Annotated in this window: 17 protein-coding genes, 2 tRNA genes and 5 pseudogenes; 4 read left to right on the forward strand and 20 right to left on the reverse strand. The window is 43.9% G+C overall.

Translation table 11 applies throughout. The annotated features are described in order from the left end of the window. Positions 1-64: 64 nt before the first annotated feature. Positions 65-367 (forward strand): hypothetical protein, encoded by a 303-nt coding sequence (locus tag R1Y93_RS08155; protein ID WP_500822419.1) that lies wholly within the window; start codon positions 65-67, stop codon positions 365-367. A 20-nt stretch (positions 368-387) separates the two neighbouring features. Here R1Y93_RS08155 and R1Y93_RS08160 read toward each other — a convergent pair whose 3' ends face one another. Then, on the reverse strand, positions 388-534 hold the full coding sequence (locus R1Y93_RS08160; RefSeq protein WP_500822420.1) for a hypothetical protein: 147 nt from the start codon (positions 532-534) through the stop codon (positions 388-390). 175 nt (positions 535-709) lie between these two features. Here R1Y93_RS08160 and R1Y93_RS08165 point away from each other — a divergent pair, with 175 nt between their 5' ends. Further along, positions 710-982: a hypothetical protein gene (locus R1Y93_RS08165; protein ID WP_500822422.1), complete on the forward strand. Its 273-nt coding sequence runs from the start codon at positions 710-712 to the stop codon at positions 980-982. 49 nt (positions 983-1,031) lie between these two features. Here the strand turns inward: R1Y93_RS08165 and R1Y93_RS08170 are convergent. The 7 genes and pseudogenes from R1Y93_RS08170 to R1Y93_RS08200 form a co-directional block, all read right to left on the reverse strand. Continuing rightward, positions 1,032-2,305: pseudogene (locus R1Y93_RS08170) on the reverse strand (competence/damage-inducible protein A). A 20-nt stretch (positions 2,306-2,325) separates the two neighbouring features. After that, a complete protein-coding gene (pgsA, locus tag R1Y93_RS08175; protein ID WP_500822424.1) occupies positions 2,326-2,865 on the reverse strand; it encodes a CDP-diacylglycerol--glycerol-3-phosphate 3-phosphatidyltransferase in 540 nt (179 codons plus the stop codon). Then, a complete protein-coding gene (gene rimO / locus R1Y93_RS08180; protein ID WP_500822425.1) occupies positions 2,849-4,186 on the reverse strand; it encodes a 30S ribosomal protein S12 methylthiotransferase RimO in 1,338 nt (445 codons plus the stop codon). Before rimO ends, pgsA begins: the two co-directional genes overlap by 17 nt. Positions 4,187-4,190: 4 nt before the next feature. Further along, on the reverse strand, positions 4,191-4,559 hold the full coding sequence (rpoZ, locus tag R1Y93_RS08185) for a DNA-directed RNA polymerase subunit omega (RefSeq protein WP_500822427.1): 369 nt from the start codon (positions 4,557-4,559) through the stop codon (positions 4,191-4,193). A 135-nt stretch (positions 4,560-4,694) separates the two neighbouring features. Further along, positions 4,695-5,316, reverse strand: a pseudogene (gene gmk / locus R1Y93_RS08190) (guanylate kinase). Beyond that, entirely contained in the window at positions 5,309-5,581 is a 273-nt protein-coding gene (locus R1Y93_RS08195) for a DUF370 domain-containing protein (RefSeq protein WP_158420318.1), read from the reverse strand. The pseudogene gmk and the gene R1Y93_RS08195 overlap by 8 nt, the downstream one beginning before the upstream one ends. Positions 5,582-5,601: 20 nt before the next feature. Continuing rightward, positions 5,602-6,480 (reverse strand): YicC/YloC family endoribonuclease, encoded by an 879-nt coding sequence (locus tag R1Y93_RS08200; protein ID WP_500822428.1) that lies wholly within the window; start codon positions 6,478-6,480, stop codon positions 5,602-5,604. A gap of 310 nt (positions 6,481-6,790) precedes the next feature. Here R1Y93_RS08200 and R1Y93_RS08205 point away from each other — a divergent pair, with 310 nt between their 5' ends. Further along, positions 6,791-8,536: an Rqc2 family fibronectin-binding protein gene (locus R1Y93_RS08205; RefSeq protein WP_500822429.1), complete on the forward strand. Its 1,746-nt coding sequence runs from the start codon at positions 6,791-6,793 to the stop codon at positions 8,534-8,536. 48 nt (positions 8,537-8,584) lie between these two features. Next, positions 8,585-10,141: an ABC-F family ATP-binding cassette domain-containing protein gene (locus tag R1Y93_RS08210; RefSeq protein WP_500822430.1), complete on the forward strand. Its 1,557-nt coding sequence runs from the start codon at positions 8,585-8,587 to the stop codon at positions 10,139-10,141. A gap of 162 nt (positions 10,142-10,303) precedes the next feature. On the opposite strand, the gene R1Y93_RS08215 is transcribed toward R1Y93_RS08210, so the two are convergent. From R1Y93_RS08215 to tnpB, 12 genes and pseudogenes are all read right to left on the reverse strand, one after another. After that, positions 10,304-11,020, reverse strand: a complete 717-nt coding sequence (locus R1Y93_RS08215) for an ABC transporter ATP-binding protein (protein ID WP_500822431.1) — start codon at positions 11,018-11,020, stop codon at positions 10,304-10,306. After that, positions 11,013-11,855, reverse strand: a complete 843-nt coding sequence (locus tag R1Y93_RS08220; RefSeq protein ID WP_500822433.1) for an ABC transporter ATP-binding protein — start codon at positions 11,853-11,855, stop codon at positions 11,013-11,015. Before R1Y93_RS08220 ends, R1Y93_RS08215 begins: the two co-directional genes overlap by 8 nt. Continuing rightward, positions 11,852-12,925, reverse strand: coding sequence for a branched-chain amino acid ABC transporter permease (locus R1Y93_RS08225; protein ID WP_500822434.1), 1,074 nt, complete (start codon positions 12,923-12,925; stop codon positions 11,852-11,854). The genes R1Y93_RS08220 and R1Y93_RS08225 overlap by 4 nt, the downstream gene beginning before the upstream one ends. A gap of 15 nt (positions 12,926-12,940) precedes the next feature. Then, positions 12,941-13,823 (reverse strand): annotated as a pseudogene (locus R1Y93_RS08230) (branched-chain amino acid ABC transporter permease). 106 nt (positions 13,824-13,929) lie between these two features. After that, on the reverse strand, positions 13,930-15,105 hold the full coding sequence (locus tag R1Y93_RS08235; RefSeq protein WP_500822436.1) for an ABC transporter substrate-binding protein: 1,176 nt from the start codon (positions 15,103-15,105) through the stop codon (positions 13,930-13,932). A gap of 472 nt (positions 15,106-15,577) precedes the next feature. Beyond that, positions 15,578-16,930, reverse strand: coding sequence for a transposase family protein (locus R1Y93_RS08240; RefSeq protein WP_500822437.1), 1,353 nt, complete (start codon positions 16,928-16,930; stop codon positions 15,578-15,580). 110 nt (positions 16,931-17,040) lie between these two features. After that, positions 17,041-17,577, reverse strand: a pseudogene (locus tag R1Y93_RS08245) (RtcB family protein); the annotation flags it as partial. A gap of 40 nt (positions 17,578-17,617) precedes the next feature. Next, positions 17,618-17,689, reverse strand: a tRNA-Lys gene (locus tag R1Y93_RS08250). A gap of 4 nt (positions 17,690-17,693) precedes the next feature. Next, positions 17,694-17,783: transfer RNA gene (locus tag R1Y93_RS08255), tRNA-Ser, on the reverse strand. Positions 17,784-17,862: 79 nt separating this feature from the next. Next, complete coding sequence (locus R1Y93_RS08260) at positions 17,863-18,039, reverse strand: hypothetical protein (protein WP_500822438.1); 177 nt, start codon at positions 18,037-18,039, stop codon at positions 17,863-17,865. Positions 18,040-18,182: 143 nt separating this feature from the next. Beyond that, positions 18,183-19,861, reverse strand: a pseudogene (tnpC, locus tag R1Y93_RS08265) (IS66 family transposase). A gap of 133 nt (positions 19,862-19,994) precedes the next feature. Further along, positions 19,995-20,333 carry an IS66 family insertion sequence element accessory protein TnpB gene (gene tnpB / locus R1Y93_RS08270; RefSeq protein ID WP_117689872.1) on the reverse strand — a complete coding sequence of 113 codons (339 nt, stop codon included), beginning with the start codon at positions 20,331-20,333 and terminating at the stop codon, positions 19,995-19,997. Positions 20,334-20,394: the final 61 nt, after the last annotated feature.

Here is a 20,394-nt window from a genome sequence, read left to right on the forward strand (position 1 = left end):
CATAAGATGAAGTGTAAACAATTTCTGGAGGATTTTAACATGAGTGATTTAGCAGCTGCCAACTGTGGATGTTCTGAGGAAAGATCCGGGATGCGGATGTGGATGTGACAGCGGATGCGGATGCAGCAACAACGGATGTGGATGCGGCAACAATGGATGCGGATGCGGCAACAATGGATGCCTGGGCTTCAACAACCTGAGCAACGGGAACTGTAATTGCATACTCTGGCTCATCATCATCCTTTGCCTTAGCGGATGCAATGGTTATGGAAACAACTGCAATGGCTGCGGCAGTAATGACTGCAGTTGGCTGATCATTGTCCTTTTGCTTCTGTCAGGCTATGGCGGATGTGGATGTGGATGCTGATCATCCTGGCTTTGGGGCGCTTAATGCGCCCCTTTTGTCTGTCTGTTTCTCTCTTTTTCCCGTTTCTCCTGCTCCTTTCTTTTTCGTTCCACACATTCCAGATCTATTTCATAAAAGGCAGTTCCATCAAGAATTATTCTTTGACTGCCATTCTCTTTCTTTTCCATGCCGATCACCTGCTTTCATTCTTTCTATCAGTTTATGTCACAGGCCGCTGTCCTGTCATATTTTAATAATAAAATCATAAAATGATGTTGGGAGTAAAAGCCACAAACTATGATATCTACGGATTGTTTCGTGCCATGCACTTCCACAATCCAACCCTATTTCAGGAGGTTTTAAATGGATCAAAACTGGAAAGACAACCCTAAACTGTCACAATTGGACCGTGGAAAATTAGATATGCTTTCCCAACTGGCCATGCAGGGAGCAGGGAAAAGCCCTTCCCAGATGCTGCCTTACATCATGAGTGCAGCTGCCCGGGGAAAGCAGGCAGGTATGAATTTTTCAGATAATGAGATTGATACCATCATACAAGTACTAAAAATGGGAAAAAGCCCGGAAGAAACCCGGAAACTGGATCAGGTAATACAACTTATGAAAATGATAAAATGAGTACAAAAACAGCCATGAACCAATTCCTGATGTTCATGGCTGAATCGTTTTATTCTGATTTTGAAATACCTTCCATCATGCATTCACGTAAAAAAGCAAGGGCATGTGCAGTTGCCTGCTGTCGGATCTTGGTGCGGTTCCCTGTGAAATGGAACTCCCGTGTAACAACCTTGCCATTATAACAACAGCCCATAAATACAGTGCCCACAGGTGTTTCCTTTGTGCCTCCGTCAGGACCTGCCAGTCCTGTAATGGAAAGGCAGATGTCAGCTTCTGCCGCATTACATCCTCCCTTTGCCATTTCCTTTGCACATTTGGCTGAAACAGCACCTTCCAGCTTCAGTGTGGCTTTCTTTACACCAAGGCATTTTCTCTTGGCACGATTACTGTATGTGACAAAGCCATGGGTAAATACCTGGGATGCACCTGGCACATTCACGATCCTGGCTGCAATCTCTCCACCTGTGCAGGACTCTGCCAATGCAAGTGTGAGCTGCTGGTCACGAAGCATATCTACTACCGCTTCTTCCAGTGTTTTCTCTGCCTCAGTTGCAAATATATTCCTGCCAAACCTGCGTTTCAGTTCCCTTACAACAGGCTTGATCAGCTTTTTGCCTTCCTTCTCATCTGATGCCTTTGCAGTGATCCGCAAATGTACTTCACCTACTTTTGCATAAGGTGCAATGGTAGGATTGGTCTGTGCCTGGATCATATCCTGAATATCCTCTGCCACCTGGCTCTCGCCAATCCCACAGATCTTCACTACCTGGGAGTAAATGATTTCCGGCTGTTTTTTGCGGAGATAAGGATAAACCTCCTCTGTAAACATAGGCTTTAATTCTACCGGAGGTCCTGCGAAGAAGAATGGCAATCTTTCCATCCTTCTCAAGGATCAGCCCCGCGCAGCTGTCCCGTTGTGATTATCCAGAACAAGTGCCCCTTCCGGAAACAAGTGCCTGCTTATAGTTATTCGATGTGATGCGGCGCTGTGAATTATTTTTCTTATATTCTTTCATATAGCGCTCAATGCGCTCCCTGGAATGTACATCCTCAACAAGAGGCATCCCCATCACTTCAGCTGTTACCTCTTTGGGTAAGGTCATCCTCTGTAGGTCCAAGGCCGCCGGTAAGGATCACAACATCAGACCGGTCCAGTGCCGTACGGATCACTGCCTTCATCCGTTCTTCATTGTCTCCTACCACACTCTGGTAATATACAGTCAGACCAAGGTTCGCACATTCCACTGCCAGATATGCACTGTTGGTATTCACAATATTACCAAGCAATATCTCTGTCCCTACCGTTACAATCTCTGCAATCATATTTTTCCCTTTCGCAGTTATTATTCCTGCATGGATAATACGTTTTTATTCTCCATAATGTAAGTCAACAGTGAGATAATCGTCAATGCCAGTGAGATCCATACAAAACCACGGGCAAGGATGTGAAAGATACCATCATAGTTCAGGATCAATAAAATGATCATGATCATCTGAGCGGTTGTCTTGAATTTGCCCCAGTAATTGGCTGCGATCACTACTCCGTTCTCCGCTGCGATCAGACGGAACCCACTGATAATAAATTCCCTGGCAATGATGATGATCACGATCCAGGCCTCCAGACGGTTCAACTCCACCATACAGATCAGGGAAGAGCAGACCAGAAGCTTATCAGCCAAAGGATCCATAAACTTTCCAAAATTCGTAACAAGATTATTCTTTCTTGCAAGATGACCGTCCAACCAGTCCGTAATGCTGGCTCCTACAAAAATAACAAGACAGATATAGCGGTTCGCAGCACCACCCCAGCCTGTAAGGCTGAACAGAACAAAAAACGGCACCATGATCATTCTTGCAACCGTAAGTTTATTCGGCATATTCATCTTCCAATTCTCCTATCAAGTCATATTCCAATGCACCGGTGATCCGTACATTCACAAAATCTCCTGTCACCAGAAGCTCTCCTGTCTGTACAAAAATATAGCCATCTACCTTTGGTGCATCTCCATAAGTCCTGCCTATATAAGCACTTTCTCCTGAAATCTGACCTTCGATCATCACAGATACTACCTGCCCGACCCTTTGCTGGCCCTTTTCCAGGGATATCTCCTGCTGAAGCTCCATCAGCTGATCTTTTCTTTCTTCCTTTAATTCTTCAGGAATCTGTCCCTCCATGGAGGCAGCTGGTGTATCTTCTTCCTGAGAGTAAGTGAAAACACCCAGACGGTCAAATTCCATCTGATCCACAAAATCCATCAGTTCCTGATGGTCTTCTTCTGTCTCTCCCGGGAATCCGGTGATCAGCGTGGTACGAAGGATAATATCTGGAATCTCCCGGCGAAGCTTCTCTATGATCTCCACCAATTCTGCTTTTGTTGTCCTGCGGCCCATTCTTTTCAAAACAGGATCGCTGGCATGCTGGATCGGAAGATCAAGATAGTTACAGATCTTTTCTTCTTCCTTCATTACCTGGATCAGCTCATCATAAATCTCTTCCGGATAACAATACAAAATACGTATCCATCGGATCCCCTGAATCTTGCAAAGCTCTTTCAAAAGGATATGAAGAGATTTCTTACCATAAAGATCCTTACCATATACTGTAGTCTCCTGGGCTACAAGGATCAGTTCCTTCACACCCTGCTCCGCCATATCCATAGCCTGCTTAAGAAGGCGTTCCATAGGAACACTGCGGTACCTGCCACGCAATTTAGGGATAATGCAGTAAGTGCAGTGCTTGTCACAGCCTTCTGCGATCTTCAGATATCCATAATGACCGCCTGTAGTAAGCACACGCCTGCCCAGATCTTCCGGCAGATAGTCAATGTCTTTAAATTCCTGGAAATGTTTTCCGGCTTCTGCGGCTTCCATGGCCTTCAGGATCTCCCCATAAGAAGTAGTACCAAGAACGGCGTCTACCTCCGGAATCTCCTGAATGATTTCTTCTTTATAGCGCTGAGCCATACATCCGGTAACGATCAAGGCTTTACAGGAACCGGCTTTCTTGTATTCTGCCATTTCAAGGATCGTATTCACACTTTCCTCTTTGGCATCCCCGATAAAACAGCAGGTATTTACAATAATCGCATCTGCCTTTGTCTCATCGTCAATGATCTCATGACCATTCCTGGTGAGCAGCCCCAGCATTTCTTCTGAGTCCACCAGATTCTTGTCACATCCCAGGGAAACAAATAATAATTTCATATAATCATGCCTCTTCTGACAAAGACTCCTCTGCAGAAGCAGTATTCTCCTCATTTGATGTATCTGCAGCTGTCTTAGTTGCTGTCTCTTCTGCTGTTGCTGTTTCTTCTGCTGCAGCTGTTTCTTCCTCATCCTCATGCTTGCCAGGAAGGATCTTTACTTTTCCTTTGTAAAGCTCATCAATAGCAATGGCCAGAGGCTTCTTTCCGGCTGCGCCTTCTACAAGCGGCTTGGATCCGGCGATCAGCTGGCGTGCACGCTTGCTGGTAGCAAGTACCAGAGAATAACGGCTGTTCAGTACCATGCTCTCGTCGTCGTCTTCGTTATTTGTATTGATTGCCTCGATTAATTCTGAATAAGATGGATGAATCATATCTATCCTGCTCCTTTTTATAATTTTATATTGTAAAGTCATTCTCCTGCCCTGATATAGTCCGGACAGGTTCAAACCTTTCACACCTGTAATGCGTATACGGCCTGTGACCTTATCTTATCACATGCGCTTTTGTCAGCCCAGCTGACTGGCTTCCTTACGAAGTTCCTGGATAAAACCAAGATTCCGGCTGATCCGGCTGTGTTCGCTCTGGATGATCCTGTGAAGTTCATCCACACAGATTTCCAGATCATCATTTAAAAGAAGATAATCATATTCCTCCACGCCCTGGGATTCTTCTGCTGCCCTGTGAAGACGGCTCTCGATCACCTGGGGTGTCTCTGTGCCTCTGCCAACAAGACGGCTTTTCAGTTCTGCCATAGATGGAGGTGCAATAAAGATCAGCAATGCTTCCGGATTCTTTGCTTTGATTTTGCGTGCTCCCTGGATCTCGATCTCAAGGATCACATCCTTACCTGCATTTAACTGTTCTTCTACATAAGCACGGGGCGTCCCGTAATAATTCTTTACATACTGGGCATATTCAATGAGGGCGTCCTTTTGGATCAGCTCCTCAAATTCTTCCCTTGTACGGAAGAAATATTCTTTTCCATCTTGCTCTCCCAGGTCTGGGGGACCTGGTGGTAACGGAAACAGACAATGCATAATTGTCATATTTTTCCATCAGACGTTTCATTACAGTGCCTTTCCCGGCACCTGAAAATCCAGATACTACAACAAGTATCCCTTTACTCATGGTTCTCTCCCCTGCTTTCATATTCATATACTTCTGCAAATCTTCTGGCAATGGTATCCGGCTGCAATGCCGACAATACAAGGTAATCATCCGATGTGATGATCACTGCTTTTGTCTTTCGTCCCTGTGTGGCATCGATCAGTGAACGGGTGCCTTTGATACTCTGCACCATCCGCTTCACAGGTGCCGCATCCGGGCTTACAACTGCAACGATCTTCTGGGAATTTACCACATTACCAAAACCAATATTAATTAATTTTGCCATAAAACAAATCTCCGGGTCCTTTATTCAATGTTCTGAATCTGCTCACGGATCTTTTCGATCTCTGTCTTCAGATCAATAGCAATATCTGAAATCACAAGATCACTGGACTTGGAAAGAATAGTGTTGGCTTCCCGGTTCATCTCCTGTGCCATAAAATCCAGCTTACGTCCAATGCCTTCGGACTCTTCCAGCATCTTCCTCATTCCGGCAATATGGCTGTGAAGCCGTACTGTTTCTTCATCATTACAGATCTTATCAGAAAACATCACGACCTCAGCTGCGATCCTGGCATCATCAAACTGAGTATCTGCCAGAAGTTCATGAACCTTAGCCTCCAGTTTCTCTTTGTAAGCATCTACCACAAGAGGGGATCGCTGCTCTACCATAGTCACCTTCTCATCCAGCCCCTGCAGCTTCAAGACCAGATCATTTTTCAGGTGCTCGCCCTCACGCTCCCTGGCTGCAACAAACTTCCCGCAGGCCTCCACAAGGGGCTGTTCAAGACAGTTCCATAATTCCTCTTCATCCAGCGACTGCTCTTCCATGGTAAAAACGTCCGGATATCTGGAAAGCAGGGACACCTTCATGTCGTAGTCCAGACCAAAATCCTGTGCCATTTCTTTCAGATAGCCAAGATATTCTGCTGCCAGTTCTCTGTTATACTTTAAGGATCCCTGGCTTAAGGTATAATCTTCATAAGAAATAAATACATCTACCTTGCCCCTCTGAATATATTTCTTCAGAAGATTTCGCACAGTACTCTCCAAAAAGCTAAGCTTTCTGGGCATCTTTATACTCAGGTCAAGATATCTGTGGTTTACAGATTTTAACTCAACAGTTATTTTTCTTTCTTTCGTGATAACTTCGGCACGTCCGAAGCCAGTCATGCTTTTTATCATTGTCTTTCTTTTCTTCCTCCGAACATATAGATTTATTATAATTCATTCAATAACCCTAGTCAAACCCTTTTTTTACGTGTATACTAAAGTAAGTGCACAAACAAAGCATTAAGGCTGTTGGAAGCTTGCTTCCATAAAGACTTAAGGATTTGTTTGTATATGCGACGCAGTCGCGACCGAGCAAATCTCTGATTTGCGAGGTACACTTACTTTATATAGTGCACAAACAAAGCATTAAGGCTGTTGGAAGCTTTGCGAGGTACACTTACTTTTGTTTTTGATTTTATTCCCTCTGAAAGGAGTTTTTCATATGGCATTTGACGGCATCACCATTGCAGCAATGGTAAAAGAACTGAACACCAGCCTGAAAGGCGGCAGGATCAACAAAATCGCCCAGCCTGAAAGCGACGAACTGCTGCTCACAGCCAGAGGCCAGGATGGCCAGAAGCGGCTGCTGCTCTCCGCTTCCCCATCCCTGCCTCTGCTTTACTTTACATCTAAGAACCGGATCAGCCCACTTACTGCTCCCAATTTCTGCATGCTTTTACGGAAGCATATCGGCAGTGCGCGGATCACAGATATTACACAGCCCGGCATGGAGCGTGTAGTACAGTTCCACCTGGAACACTTAAATGAATTAGGAGATGTATGCCATAAAATACTGATCATGGAGCTTATGGGCAAACACAGCAACCTGATCTTCTGCGATGACAAGGGGATGATCCTGGACAGCATCAAACATGTTTCTTCCAATATGAGCTCTGTCCGTGAAGTCCTTCCAGGCCGTGAATACTTTATTCCCAAAACCCAGGACAAGCTGGATCCGCTTACCATCACAGAAGAAGAATTTATATCTGTCATCTGCCAAAAGCCACTTCCGGCAGCCAAAGCCATTTATTCATCCCTTACAGGGATCAGTCCTGTTATGGCTCAGGAAGTCTGCTTCCGTGCATCTATTGACGGAAATGATTCCATGCAGTCTCTTAACGAAGCTGCGCGCACTCATCTTTACCATACCTTTGCAAGGATCATGGAGCAGGTAAAAGAAGGCGGTTTTACCCCTAATATTATTTTCCGGGGAGATGAGCCTGTGGAATACGGAGTGCTGGATTTCCAGCAATATGGTCCGGAATACCACAGTGTATCCTTTGACAGCGTTTCCCAGATGCTGGAAACCTACTATGCCTCCAGGGATCTGATCACAAGGATCCGTCAGAAATCTGCTGATCTTCGCAGGATCGTCCAGACAGCCCTGGAACGTAACCGCAAAAAGCTGATGCTTCAGCAAAAACAGATGAAGGATACTGAGAAAAAAGATAAATACAAGGTATATGGCGAACTGATCAACACCTATGGTTATGGTCTGAAAGAAGGTGTAAAATCATTTAAAGCTTTGAATTACTATACCAATGAGGAGATCACCATTCCTTTGGATCCTCAGCTTACCCCTCAGGAAAATTCCAAAAAGTATTTTGACCGGTACCAGAAACTGAAACGCACCCAGGAAGCACTTGAAGAACAGATCAAGGAAACCACCGAAGAGATCCAGCATCTGGAATCTATTTCCAATGCATTGGATATTGCCCGCGAGGAAAGTGATCTGTCTCAGATCAAAGAGGAACTGACAGAATTTGGTTATGTCAAAAAGCATTATACCTCCAAAAAAGGTGCCAAAATGCAGACAAAATCCAAGCCCTTCCATTACATATCCAGTGACGGGTATGACATCTATGTGGGAAAGAACAATTATCAGAATGATGAACTGACTTTCAAATTCGCATCCGGAAACGACTGGTGGTTCCATGCAAAGAAAATGCCAGGTTCCCACGTAGTAGTCAAGACAAAGGATGGTACTCTTCCTGACCGCACCTTTGAAGAAGCCGGCAGTCTGGCCGCCTATTATTCTCAGGGTCGTACTGCCCCTAAAGTAGAAATCGATTACCTGCAAAAGAAAAATGTAAAAAAACCAGCTGGCGCAAAACCAGGATTTGTGGTATATTATACCAACTATTCTCTGATGGCTGTTCCGGATATTTCTTCTCTTTCCGAAGCATAATGCTTTTGGGACAGGCACATTGGTACAAATACAAAGGAGTTTCATTTTATGAGTATACTAAACGTAGAACATCTGACCCATGGTTTTGGAGACAGAGCCATCTTTCATGATGTGTCCTTCCGCCTATTAAAAGGGGAGCACATCGGCCTTGTAGGTGCTAACGGCGAGGGCAAATCTACTTTTTTCAATATTGTTACAGGAAAACTGATGCCTGATGAAGGTAAGATAGAATGGTCCAAAAATGTACGGATCGGTTATCTGGACCAGCACTCTGTGCTTTTGGCAGGAATGACCATTGAAGATGTATTAAAATCTGCATTTTCCTGGCTTTTCCAGATGGAAGAACGAATGAACAGTATCTGTGATCAGCTTGGGGATGCGTCTCCGGAAGAAATGGAGAATCTGATGGAAGAGCTTGGTACTATCCAGGATACCCTGACTCTTCATGATTTTTACGTAATAGATGCAAAGGTTGAGGAAGTTGCCCGGGCACTTGGGCTTCTGGATCTTGGCCTTGACCGGGATGTAACGGATCTTAGCGGCGGTCAGCGTACAAAAGTTCTGCTTGCCAAGCTCCTTCTGGAAAAACCGGATATCCTGCTCCTTGACGAGCCTACCAACTATCTGGATGTAGAGCACATTGCCTGGCTGAAGCGCTACCTTCAGGATTATGAAAATGCTTTTATCCTGATCTCCCATGACATCCCTTTCCTGAATGAGGTGATCAATCTTGTTTATCATATGGAAAATCAGGAACTGAACCGTTATGTTGGAGATTATACCCATTTCCAAGAAGTATATGAAGTAAAAAAAGCCCAGCTGGAAGCTGCTTACCGGAAACAGCAGCAGGAAATCAGCGAGCTTAAGGATTTTGTTGCCAGGAATAAAGCAAGAGTGGCCACCAGAAATATGGCCATGTCCAGGCAGAAAAAGCTGGATAAAATGGATCTTATTCAGCTTGCTGCCGAAAAACCCAAGCCGGAATTTCACTTTAAAGCAGGACGCACACCAGGTAAATATATTTTTGAAACCAAAGACCTTGTGATCGGATACGACGAACCCTTATCCAAGCCCCTTACCATTTCTATGGAAAGAGGACATAAAATCGCTCTTACCGGTGCTAACGGAATCGGTAAAACTACACTTTTAAAAAGTATCCTTGGTCTGATCCCGGCACTTTCCGGTTCCTGCGAATTAGGAGACAACCTGCAGATCGGATACTTTGAACAGGAAGTAAAGGGCGACAATAAAACCACCTGCATTGATGAGATCTGGGCAGAATTTCCGTCCTATACCCAGTATGAAGTGCGTTCTGCACTGGCCAAATGCGGACTTACCACCAAACACATTGAAAGTCAGGTTCGTGTACTCAGCGGAGGAGAACAGGCAAAGGTCCGTCTGTGCAAGCTTGTCAATAAAGAAACCAATGTACTGCTTCTTGACGAGCCTACCAATCATCTGGATGTGGACGCAAAAGAAGCACTGAAACAGAGCCTTCTTGAATATCGGGGAAGTATCCTGCTTATCTGTCATGAGCCGGAATTCTACCAGGATATTGTTTCCCAGGTATGGGACTGCAGCAAGTGGACCACAAAGATCCTGTGATCCGCTCCTGCGCATCTGCTGCATCCTTAATATTTCTTATGCACTTCATAACGATTAATGCCGGGATTATTTTCCCGGCATTCTTATCGTAACATTATTTTACTTGCATTATTTTACTTGCATTGTCTTTTTGCATTATTTCATTTGCATTATCTTTTTACATCATTTTCTTGCTTTTCCAAGATAAGCAGCCTTTACGGAATCATTCTCAGACAGTTCCTTGCCGGTTCCTGACAACGTGATCCGTCCTGTCTCCATAACGTACCCATGATGTGCTGCATTTAATGCCATGTTCGCATTCTGCTCCACCAGAAGGATTGTCTTACCCTGACGGTTAATCTCTCGGATAATATCAAACACTCCACGTACAACAATTGGCGCCAGTCCAAGGGATGGCTCATCCATCATGATCACATCCGGGCGGCTCATCAGTGCCCTTGCAATAGCAAGCATCTGCTGCTCTCCTCCTGAAAGGGTACCTGCCAGCTGCCAGCTTCTTTCTTTCAGTCTTGGAAACAGGTCATAACACCAGCGGATGTCTTCATCCAGGCTATCCTTTCTAAGGTAAGCTCCAACCTTCAGATTCTCAAGCACCGTCAAGTCAGCGAAAACCCTTCTGCCTTCCGGAACAAGGGTAATCCCCTGGGATACAATACTTTCCGGTGTTTTTCCGGCGATTTCCTTTCCTTTAAGAAGAATACTGCCAAGGGTAGGCTTCACAAGGCCTACAATAGAACGAAGTGTAGAGCTTTTCCCTGCACCGTTGGCTCCGATCAGTGTAACTACTTCACCTTTCGGAACTACAAAGCTGATATCTTTTACTGCCTGAATGCCTCCATAGGAAACACACAGTCCTTTTACTTCCAGTACATTACTCATCTGCTGCACCTCCCAGGTAAGCATCAATTACCCGCTGATTATTCTGAATCTCTTCCGGAACGCCTTCAGCAATAGGCTTTCCAAAGTCGAGCACATAAATTCTGTCGGAAATCTCCATAACCAGATCCATGTGATGCTCGATCATAAAAATGGTAAGTCCGAAATTATCACGGATTTCTCCTATAAACGCCGTCAGTTCATCAGTTTCCTGCGGGTTCATACCTGCTGCAGGCTCATCCAGAAGAAGCAGGCTTGGATTGGTAGCCAGCGCCCTGGCAATTTCCAGTCTTCTCTGTTTTCCATAGGGAAGAGAGGTAGCCATCTCATTCCTCTCATCTTTTAAGCCTACGATTTCCAGCAGATGATCTGCATCCTCCCGCATCTTTTGCTCTTCTTTTCCGTTCAGGTGGAAAGTGGCAGTAAAAAGATTACTGGTCCTTCTCAAATGCTTTGCAATGAGAATGTTCTCAAATACTGTCTGGCTTTTAAAAAGGCGGATGTTCTGGAAAGTCCTTGCAATTCCAAGCTGTGTGATCTTATCCGGGGTAGGTGCAAGCACATGAGTATATTTGCCTGCATTTTGTCCCTGGTATAATTTCTTCATTTTACCCTGTGGATGATTTTCAATAATCTTCTTTCCATTAAAATATACAGCCCCATTGGTTGGTGCATAAACACCGGTGATCACATTAAAAGCCGTTGTTTTCCCTGCACCATTAGGACCGATCAGGGAAACGATCTCACCTTTATCTACAACAATATTCATATTATCAACTGCAACCACACCGCCAAACTGCATCGTTGCATTTTCTACTTTCAGCACATGTTCACTCATTGGAGTTTCCTCCCTTTTTCCTTATTGGATTTTCGCACAAAAAAGTTCCGGATCCCTGCCACTGAAAACTCTTTTGTCCCCATGATTCCCTGTCGGAAGAAAAGTACAATGATCATAATGATAACAGAAAATACAACCTTTCGGAAACCAGACCGAAGAAGGGGTACATGGAAATTTCCAATATAAGTATCATTATCCAGGAATCTAAGGATCCACTCAGAGCAGGTAATAAACAGGAAGGAACTGATGCAGCTTCCTGTCACAGAGCCAATACCTCCGATCACAACGATCAGCAGGATCTCATATGTCATTGCAGACTTGAACATGGAAGCCTGGATGGTTGTCTGGTACATGGCAAGAAGGGCACCTGAAATCCCTGCAAAAAAGGAACTGACTGTAAAAGCGATCCTTTTATGATGGGCAAGATTAATCCCCATAGCCTCTGCTGCTATCTCATCATCACGAATGGCCTTAAATGCTCTTCCGTAAGTAGAATTGATCAGCATCACGATCACAGCAATACAGATCCCTGATACAATAAACGGGAACAGCACACTTTTGAACGTAGGATAGCTTCTCAAAAGGTTGGAACCATTGGTAAGTGGTCCCAGCTTATCCCACTGGAACACTGCACGGATGATCTCGGCAAAACCAAGTGTAGCAATTGCCAGATAATCACTTTTCAGACGAAGTACAGGAAGACCGATCAGGTATGCAAAAATAGCAGCAACCACACCGGCAGCCAGGATACCTACAGCCACAGGAACTGCAAACTGTACGATACCGCCATCAAAATACTGGTAAACGCTTTCTCTTTGTTCTGCCGGAATGGTAAGGATCCCGTATGTATATGCACCCAGAAGCATGAACCCTGCCTGCCCAAGGGAAAACAGACCTGTAAAGCCGTTTAACAGGTTCATGGATACAGCTACCAGTGCGTAAATAGCACCTTTTTTCAGAACTGTAAAAATCATGTCTGTAGGATTCATCAGCTGTTCCATAATGTATAAAATCACAAGCAGTCCTGCAATCAGGGCAACATTTATGATCGTTTCTTTTTTCTTTGTCATAATATCCCCTCCTTTTCAGACTTTATCTGTGACTTTCTCACCAAACAGACCTGTTGGCTTGGCAATCAGAATAACGATCAGCAACGCAAAGGTAAATGCATCCGAAAAGGTGGTCATACCCATTCCTTTAATGATATTCTCGCAGATACCAATGATAAAAGCTCCGATCACGGCTCCTGGGATAGAGCCGATCCCACCAAATACAGCGGCAACAAAGGCCTTCAGTCCGGGCATAGCGCCAGATGTGGGAACAACTCCTGTATAATTGGAAAAATACAGAAGACTGGCAACCGCCGCAAGAAATGAACCAATAATAAAAGTCATGCTGATCACGGAATTGATCTTAATCCCCATAAGCTGGGAAGTTTCAAAATCCTTAGATGCTGCACGCATTGCCATACCGATCTTTGTTTTCTTGATCAGAAATACCAGTGCAAAAACAAGAACAATGGTAAGGATAGGTGTGATCACAGTAACTCTTTTTGTAACAGATCCGAAAATCTCAATTGTGTCACTGATCCACGGAATTGCCGGATACTGCTGTGCCAAGCCTCCTGTAATATAAAGGGCCAGGTTCTGGAGAAGATAGAAACTCCGATAGCAGAAATCATGATCGACATCCTGGGAGCCTGACGAAGAGGCTTGTAGGCAACACGTTCAATAAGAAAACCAATAATAACAGTGGCTACGATCATAATGGGGATTGATATGTAAATAGGCAGTGAAGCTGATAAGTAAACCATGATCAGACCTGCTACCATAAAAATATCACCATGTGCAAAGTTGATCAGACGCAGAATACCATAAACCATTGTGTATCCAATGGCGATCAGGGCATACTGTCCGCCTACGAAATGCCTGCCAGAAAATATGGCAGATTCTGATTGAACCATTCCATAGAGGAATCCTCCTTTTTCGTTACAGTATTTTTCCATTTAACACAGGAAAGGCGGGAACTTGTACCCCGCCTCCTGTGCTATCAAATTCATCAAGTCCTGAAGTTATTATTCTACACCCTGCTCACCAACAAAGTCCCATGCTCCAGTCTCTGTGTTGGCAGTTTTTACATATGCGGTATCTCTCTGTGCATCTCCGTTTTCAGAATCAAACTGAACCTTTCCACATACACCTTCATAAGTCACATCCCACAGTGCCTCGTTTACTTTGGCCGGATCAGTGGAGCCTGCAGCCTTCAGTGCTTCCAGCGCTACATAATATGCATCATAACCCATTGCAGATACAGCTGCGATCGTATCATCACCACCGTTGTTTGCCAGGTTCTTGGAATCAGAATTGATAAATTCTTTCATACCATTATCAAAATCTTCGTTACCGCCCTCCTGATAGAAGGTTGTTACATATATCTGCACATCCTTGCCTTCTGCGGCCTTCAGGATAACATTAGAATCCCAGGTGTCACCTGCAAGAAGGGGAAGATCCAGTCCCTGTGCTGCTGCCTGCTCAATGATCAGTGCTGCTGCCTCTGTAGAGGTAGGTGCAAAGAATACGTCTGCGCCTGCATTCTTAGCAGATGTGATATAAGATGTGAAATCACTGTTTCCATCCGGGAAGGTTTCCTCAACTACCTCACCGCCAAGATCTTCAAAAGCTTTTGTAAAGTAATGTCCAAGTCCTGCGGAATAATCATCTCCTAACTTCGTAAGAACATATGCTTTCTTTGCTTCAAATTTGTCTTTTGCAAAGTTAGCAAGAACAGTACCCTGGAATGGATCCAGGAAGCAGATCCTGAAGTAATGGGTATTGCCCTGTGTTACCTGTGGATTTGTACAGGTAACTCCCATTGCAGGAACACCGCCGTCTTTGAAAATATCAGATGCTGCAATGGATACTCCTGAACCATAAGAGCCAAGTACAATGGATACTCCGTCACTTACCAGTGTGGAAGCTGCGGAAGGGCCTTTATCCGTAGAGGATTCGTTATCAACAATATCAAGCTCCACATTATATTCTTTGCCGTCGATCTCAACGGTAGGTGTTTCGCTGTTGGCATACTGGATACCAAGTGTTTCCTGCTTACCACCTGCTCCATTATCTCCGGATGCCGGCTCATAAACACCGATCTTTACTGTGTCTGCTGCAAATGCAGGTACAGCTGCGCTAAATACAGTTGCTGCAGCTACTACAGCTGTCATCATTACGGATACTATTTTTTTCTTCATAATTCATTCTCCTCCTTTTTGTCCCTATAGCAAAGACGTTTGTCTTTACTTCTCGTACATTTTCTGAAATTATACCACGCTTCTATGCTTTAATCAAGTAAAACTTTATCAGCGTGACATGTTTTTTCAAAAGGTAATGCAGTCGCATTCAAGTGATGCCCTTATAAATCATTTATACCCTTCTGAATACGAAAAAAGGCGCAGAATGTCTCTCCGGCGCCTTTGCCTTTTGGTGTATTATACAGCCTGCGTTTTTAAAATGCAAGTATTTTTTATTCTGTTCAGGGGTGAGGAATAAATTTATGTTCATTCTCTCTTCATAGTAGTTTTTTTACATTTTTTTAATTATCCACTTTTTTACAATACTTATACACATCGTATAATTAGACGTATCCCTTTTTCTATGTTTTGTGGATAACTATTTTGTTGTTTTCTCTTCCATTCAACCACCACCTGTGTTACAATAATCCTGCTATTCGAGATACATTGTTGTGTATCTCAAAATGTAGGATACATCTTCTTCCGTTACTGTCAGTCCTCGAAAACTTTCCAGTAACCCTGAAGATGTATTTTTTATTGTCTGCTTTAATTCTTTTACATATGGATTCCATGCCAGATAAAGCTGCATCAGGATATCTGCTATCTGCGTCATCAGATAATGGTTTTTCATCGCATTGCTGTTTCGGCTATTAAGATGTTCGATTCTGTATATCCCGTTTTTCTGGTTGTTAAATCCCTCGTTTTCTATTTTCCATCTTCCTCTTCCTGCAAGTATCATTTCTTCCAGATTCCTCCTGGTCACTAAAAGACTCGTCACCCATTGAAATCGAACCTTCTGGGTTTTCTCTTCCTTATCTTTCGTTTCATATTCATATTCAAATACATTCATGACTTCTTTCTTATCGGCCAGCTCTTCCAAGTGGTTTGCAAAAAATCCACTTCCATGCTCCTCACATAATCCTGTCTGCCTTACTGCATCATCCCCGGTCTTTATCCATTCAAATCCCTCATCCAGCTTCCTCTGTCGGGTGCTTTTCTGGGTAAACAGATACTCCCAGTGATAGGTTTTCCTACACAGTTCCATAAATGGTTCTGTAGCATAAAGTGCATCTCCCTGGATACAGATTGGAAGTCTTGGATATTCCTGTTTTATTTTGAGGAGCAGCCGCTTTGCTGCATTTATCTCACAGTCCTGTTTGCTCACATCCTCTTTTTCGTTTTCGATAAATTCAGTTCCAAGGCTGAGCACTACTTTTTCACTCAACACAATCTTTGCTTCCAGAACCTTATGGTAATAGATTTTTGTTTTCTTTCCATTTTCATCTACACGTACTGTACATAAACAGTTTTCACAATGCCTTTCTTTAAAATTGCACAGCCCGGTTCCGTCCAGGATCACCCTCCAGTATTTTCCAAGGAGACGGTTTCTATTGAACTGTTTTCCACGGATCAGGCTCGTTATCATCTTTTTCCTTACCCCTGAAAGAACTTCGGGCGAAAGTTTTTCAAGATAATAATTCAGTGTATCGTAATGAGGCATTTCCTCCAATTTCTGGTTTCCGGACAGAATACGCAGAGTATCAATACAGTTTTCCTTATTAAAATTTTCTTCCATTTCCCGCATGGAATGCTGGGCACATACATTTTTCAAAAGGCCCATATATATCAGATCTGCCTGGGTATAAGTTGTATAGTTCTGGTTTCTTGGATCATCCATTTCCAAAAGCCAGTCTCGTAAAGAGTGAAAAAAATGATGTGAAACCATCATAAAATCTACAATTCCACGGTCTTGTTTTTTGCGTTCCCTCTTTTCACGCTTTCTCATGAGTAAAGTCCTCCAATGCGAAAAATTTGTTAGCTATATTTTATCGCATTGAAGGAGTCTCCGCTTGAAATTTAATTATTTTATTGCGAAAAGTTTTTATTCCTCAAAGCTGCCAGCTTCTGATAAAGCTCTGCAACCTGCTTACCCAGATTACGTGAGCCTGAATGAATCACAAGATATTTGGTTCCATCATTGGCTTTATCTATCTCTATAAAGTGGTTACCACCACCAAGGGTTCCAAGTGAACGCTCTAATCTCTTTGTGTCCTTCAGTTCTCTGTAGCAAGCAAGTTCTGTCAAATCAAATCTCTCCTGGCGACCTTCCCACACGTTCATTCCCGATGGAATAAAATGTGCAGCCTCATCAACCTTTACAAAATCAATATCAACCTTGCCTAAGTTCACAGTATACATACCGCATCCGATATCAACCCCCACTACATTTGGAACAGCCTTATCAGTAATTGTCATTGTGGTTCCAATAGTGCAGCCTTTACCGGAATGAACATCAGGCATGATTCTTATTCTTGATCCTTCCGTCATCGGATAATCACACATACGTCTGATTTGTTCTATCGCTTCATCCTCTACTACTCTTGCATAGCAGATGGCTGTATTTATTTTTCCTTTGATTTCAATTAAATCCATGCTTCTCTTACCTCATTTCTGTGATATTTACATTGGACAGTGCCCCGCGGGGGACTCGAACCCCTAACCCCCTGATTAAAAGTCAGATGCTCTACCATTGAGCTAACGGAGCATAACGCAGATATTCAGACTCGAACTGAAATGCCGGTCACCCGACTACTGGTGGTTTTCAAGACCACTGCCTTACCAATTAGGCTTATATCTGCAAAAAAATACCGCCTACCATGTGCATCCACACAAGATAAGCGGTTCAAAATCTATGTATCCGGTTGTCCTCTCCTGTCCCTACGACAGGCCTACATCCATCACCACAGTATTCCCTTCAAGCTTATTCTTATCTGAATACACAAAGCTAAAGCCCCACTCTTTTTCATAATCGAGTGCTGCATTTTTCAAACTTTCCAGATATAAATAGCTTGATCGAATAGCTGTGAACATTCTTTTTTCCTTTCCCAGACCCATCGCTTCGGATCCGTTTTTCTTTCTTTGTTATCGACAGAATACCACAGCAACATTAGTTTGTCATTATACTTATGGTATAACTTCGACGCATCATAGTGCAATCGTAAGCGCTTAATTTTTAGGTATGATAGAAAAATCCCCGACTACTTTTCCGTAGCCGGAGCACCTTGACAATTCACATATGATTGATTTGATTCGTTTGCACGACGTTCGATCTCAGCTTTGACGGTTTCGTTCCATGGCGCCAGAAGTTCTAATTCATCATTACTCATCCTATCATCAGGCAGTTTCTCCAGCAGATAGGTAAGATAGTGATAGACGTTTACTCCATTGGCTTTTGCCATTTCTACCATTGTGTACACGATAGCGCTGGCCTGGGCTCCGTTTGGTGTGTCACAGAACAGCCAGTTTTTACGGCCTACTGTAAATGGACGAATCGCATTTTCACTGAGATTATTAGAAAAACTGCAGCGGCCGTCTTCCAGATCAGGTGGACAGATAGGAGCGGCGGTTCTGAATGTAGGTGACAGCTTTATCCATTCTGCTTCCACGGATAGGGTTCTGCTGTTCAAGCCACGACAAAAAGCCTTCTACTACCGGCTTTTCTTTTTCAAGGCGAACCTTTTTAATAGCATCGAAGGAAGAATACTTTGATCTGATCACATCTTCCAGATGGAAGAGCTGGTTAATGTACAGCATTCCCTGTACGGATGGCTGGGTATAATCCAGCGCCTTTCCCTTAGGGATGGCATCTGTCAGATATCTTCTGATGTGTGCCCAGCAGGCTGTGCGTTTGGCATCCGGTACTTTATTGTATCCGCTATAGCCATCACACATCAGATAACCCTTGAAGCCGTGAAGAAAATCTACGGCATTGTCCCCGGCTCGGGTCTCTGAGTATTTATAGAGGATAATAGGTGGTCCTCCGTCTTCACCGCTGCGGAACAGCCACATATACGACTTGGTCTGTGCGCGGCGTTCCGGGTTCATGCAGAACCTGAAGTGGCGTTTCATCTGCCATCGCGAATCCACGTTCCAGAAGTTTCCTGTGGAAGTATTCGTACATAGGAAGAAAAAATGCTTCAGAATTCCGGATCACCCAGTTTGCCATAGTAGCTCTGGTGATCTCCACGCCATACTGTTTCCAGTCCTTTTCCTGACGGTAGTATGGGAGAGCATTACAAAACTTCTGGTACATTACCCAGGCAGCCGTTCCAGCAGAAGCCATTCCATAAAGCATATGGGCTCTTCCATCTTTTCCTTTTTTGATAACCGGAATATCCTGAAGCCTGCACTGCGGGCACTCATAGCTCTTACTGTAGTATTCATATACTTTCAGTTTTGCCGGTACAAAAACCAGTTCCCGGCGGACAAACTCTTCCCCGATTTCTTTCAGCGGGGTACCACAGACAGGGCAGAGTTTCTCTTTCTCAGAAAGTCCCAGATACTTTTTTTCAACAGGAACTCCCTTAAAACGCTCCGCGTCTGTAGCTCTTGCTTTTCGATTTTTTGCTGTTTTTTCCGGAAGAATTGCTTCAAGATCCTCTGCTTCTGCAGCTTTCGGATCCTGTTCCAGTTCCGCCTCATTGAAAAAGTTTAACTGGCCAGGAATATCGAGGGTCCTTTTTTCGCTGGAGGTGCCAAACAGTTTTTTACGGAGAAGGTCTATCTCTTCTTTCAGATTATCCCGCTCCTGGGTGAGAGCCTCTTCCCGTTTATTGGCAGCATCGACAGTTGCCTGAAGTGTTTTTATCATCTTTTTGAGATCGTTTATCATGTCCTTCAGCTCACGGAGCTGGATATCTTTGGAACTGTCTGCCACTGCTTTTCCCTCCTGTTTCTGATGTTTCCATTATACCAGAAAACAGTGGTTTTTCCCAGCAAAACAGCGGATTTACCAGAACTTGAAAGTGCCGAAAATACAGCAAAAAACAAGAGTTTTATGTGCATCTTTTTTACGTTGCCTTGATCGCTTTGGGCTGCTCAATATCAATGCCAGACATCAGCCAGTCGAACTCCCGCCATGTAAGATTCCGGACTTCAGATTTATTTCTGGGCCATCGGTAGGATCCCTGGGCGGTCAGTCTTTTGTAGATCATAACGATCCCGTCAGGCTCTTTTAAAATAGCTTTGATACGGTCGCATTTACGACCGCAGAAAAGAAAAAGTGCATGGTCAATCTCCATCGAAAACTGTTCCTGGATGATTGCACACAATCCATCAATGGACTTGCGCATATCTGTTCTGCCACAGACGATATAGATTGCATCAACACTTGAGATGTCCGCTAACATAACGACTCCTTCAGCGTATCCATAAGCATCTTCAGAAGTACCGGTTTGATCTCATTACTCA

Source organism: Blautia sp. HA3515 (assembly GCF_059933065.1).

What these genes read in the sequence shown, in the direction of transcription:
- R1Y93_RS08160 (WP_500822420.1), bottom strand. Translation starts at nt 534, where the DNA reads ATGGAAAAGAAAGAGAATGGCAGTCAAAGAATAATTCTTGATGGAACT.
- R1Y93_RS08165 (WP_500822422.1), top strand. Translation starts at nt 710, where the DNA reads ATGGATCAAAACTGGAAAGACAACCCTAAACTGTCACAATTGGACCGT.
- pgsA (WP_500822424.1), bottom strand. Translation starts at nt 2,865, where the DNA reads ATGAATATGCCGAATAAACTTACGGTTGCAAGAATGATCATGGTGCCG.
- rimO (WP_500822425.1), bottom strand. Translation starts at nt 4,186, where the DNA reads ATGAAATTATTATTTGTTTCCCTGGGATGTGACAAGAATCTGGTGGAC.
- rpoZ (WP_500822427.1), bottom strand. Translation starts at nt 4,559, where the DNA reads ATGATTCATCCATCTTATTCAGAATTAATCGAGGCAATCAATACAAAT.
- R1Y93_RS08195 (WP_158420318.1), bottom strand. Translation starts at nt 5,581, where the DNA reads ATGGCAAAATTAATTAATATTGGTTTTGGTAATGTGGTAAATTCCCAG.
- R1Y93_RS08200 (WP_500822428.1), bottom strand. Translation starts at nt 6,480, where the DNA reads ATGATAAAAAGCATGACTGGCTTCGGACGTGCCGAAGTTATCACGAAA.
- R1Y93_RS08205 (WP_500822429.1), top strand. Translation starts at nt 6,791, where the DNA reads ATGGCATTTGACGGCATCACCATTGCAGCAATGGTAAAAGAACTGAAC.
- R1Y93_RS08210 (WP_500822430.1), top strand. Translation starts at nt 8,585, where the DNA reads ATGAGTATACTAAACGTAGAACATCTGACCCATGGTTTTGGAGACAGA.
- R1Y93_RS08215 (WP_500822431.1), bottom strand. Translation starts at nt 11,020, where the DNA reads ATGAGTAATGTACTGGAAGTAAAAGGACTGTGTGTTTCCTATGGAGGC.
- R1Y93_RS08220 (WP_500822433.1), bottom strand. Translation starts at nt 11,855, where the DNA reads ATGAGTGAACATGTGCTGAAAGTAGAAAATGCAACGATGCAGTTTGGC.
- R1Y93_RS08225 (WP_500822434.1), bottom strand. Translation starts at nt 12,925, where the DNA reads ATGACAAAGAAAAAAGAAACGATCATAAATGTTGCCCTGATTGCAGGA.
- R1Y93_RS08235 (WP_500822436.1), bottom strand. Translation starts at nt 15,105, where the DNA reads ATGAAGAAAAAAATAGTATCCGTAATGATGACAGCTGTAGTAGCTGCA.
- R1Y93_RS08240 (WP_500822437.1), bottom strand. Translation starts at nt 16,930, where the DNA reads ATGAGAAAGCGTGAAAAGAGGGAACGCAAAAAACAAGACCGTGGAATT.
- R1Y93_RS08260 (WP_500822438.1), bottom strand. Translation starts at nt 18,039, where the DNA reads ATGGGTCTGGGAAAGGAAAAAAGAATGTTCACAGCTATTCGATCAAGC.
- tnpB (WP_117689872.1), bottom strand. Translation starts at nt 20,333, where the DNA reads ATGTTAGCGGACATCTCAAGTGTTGATGCAATCTATATCGTCTGTGGC.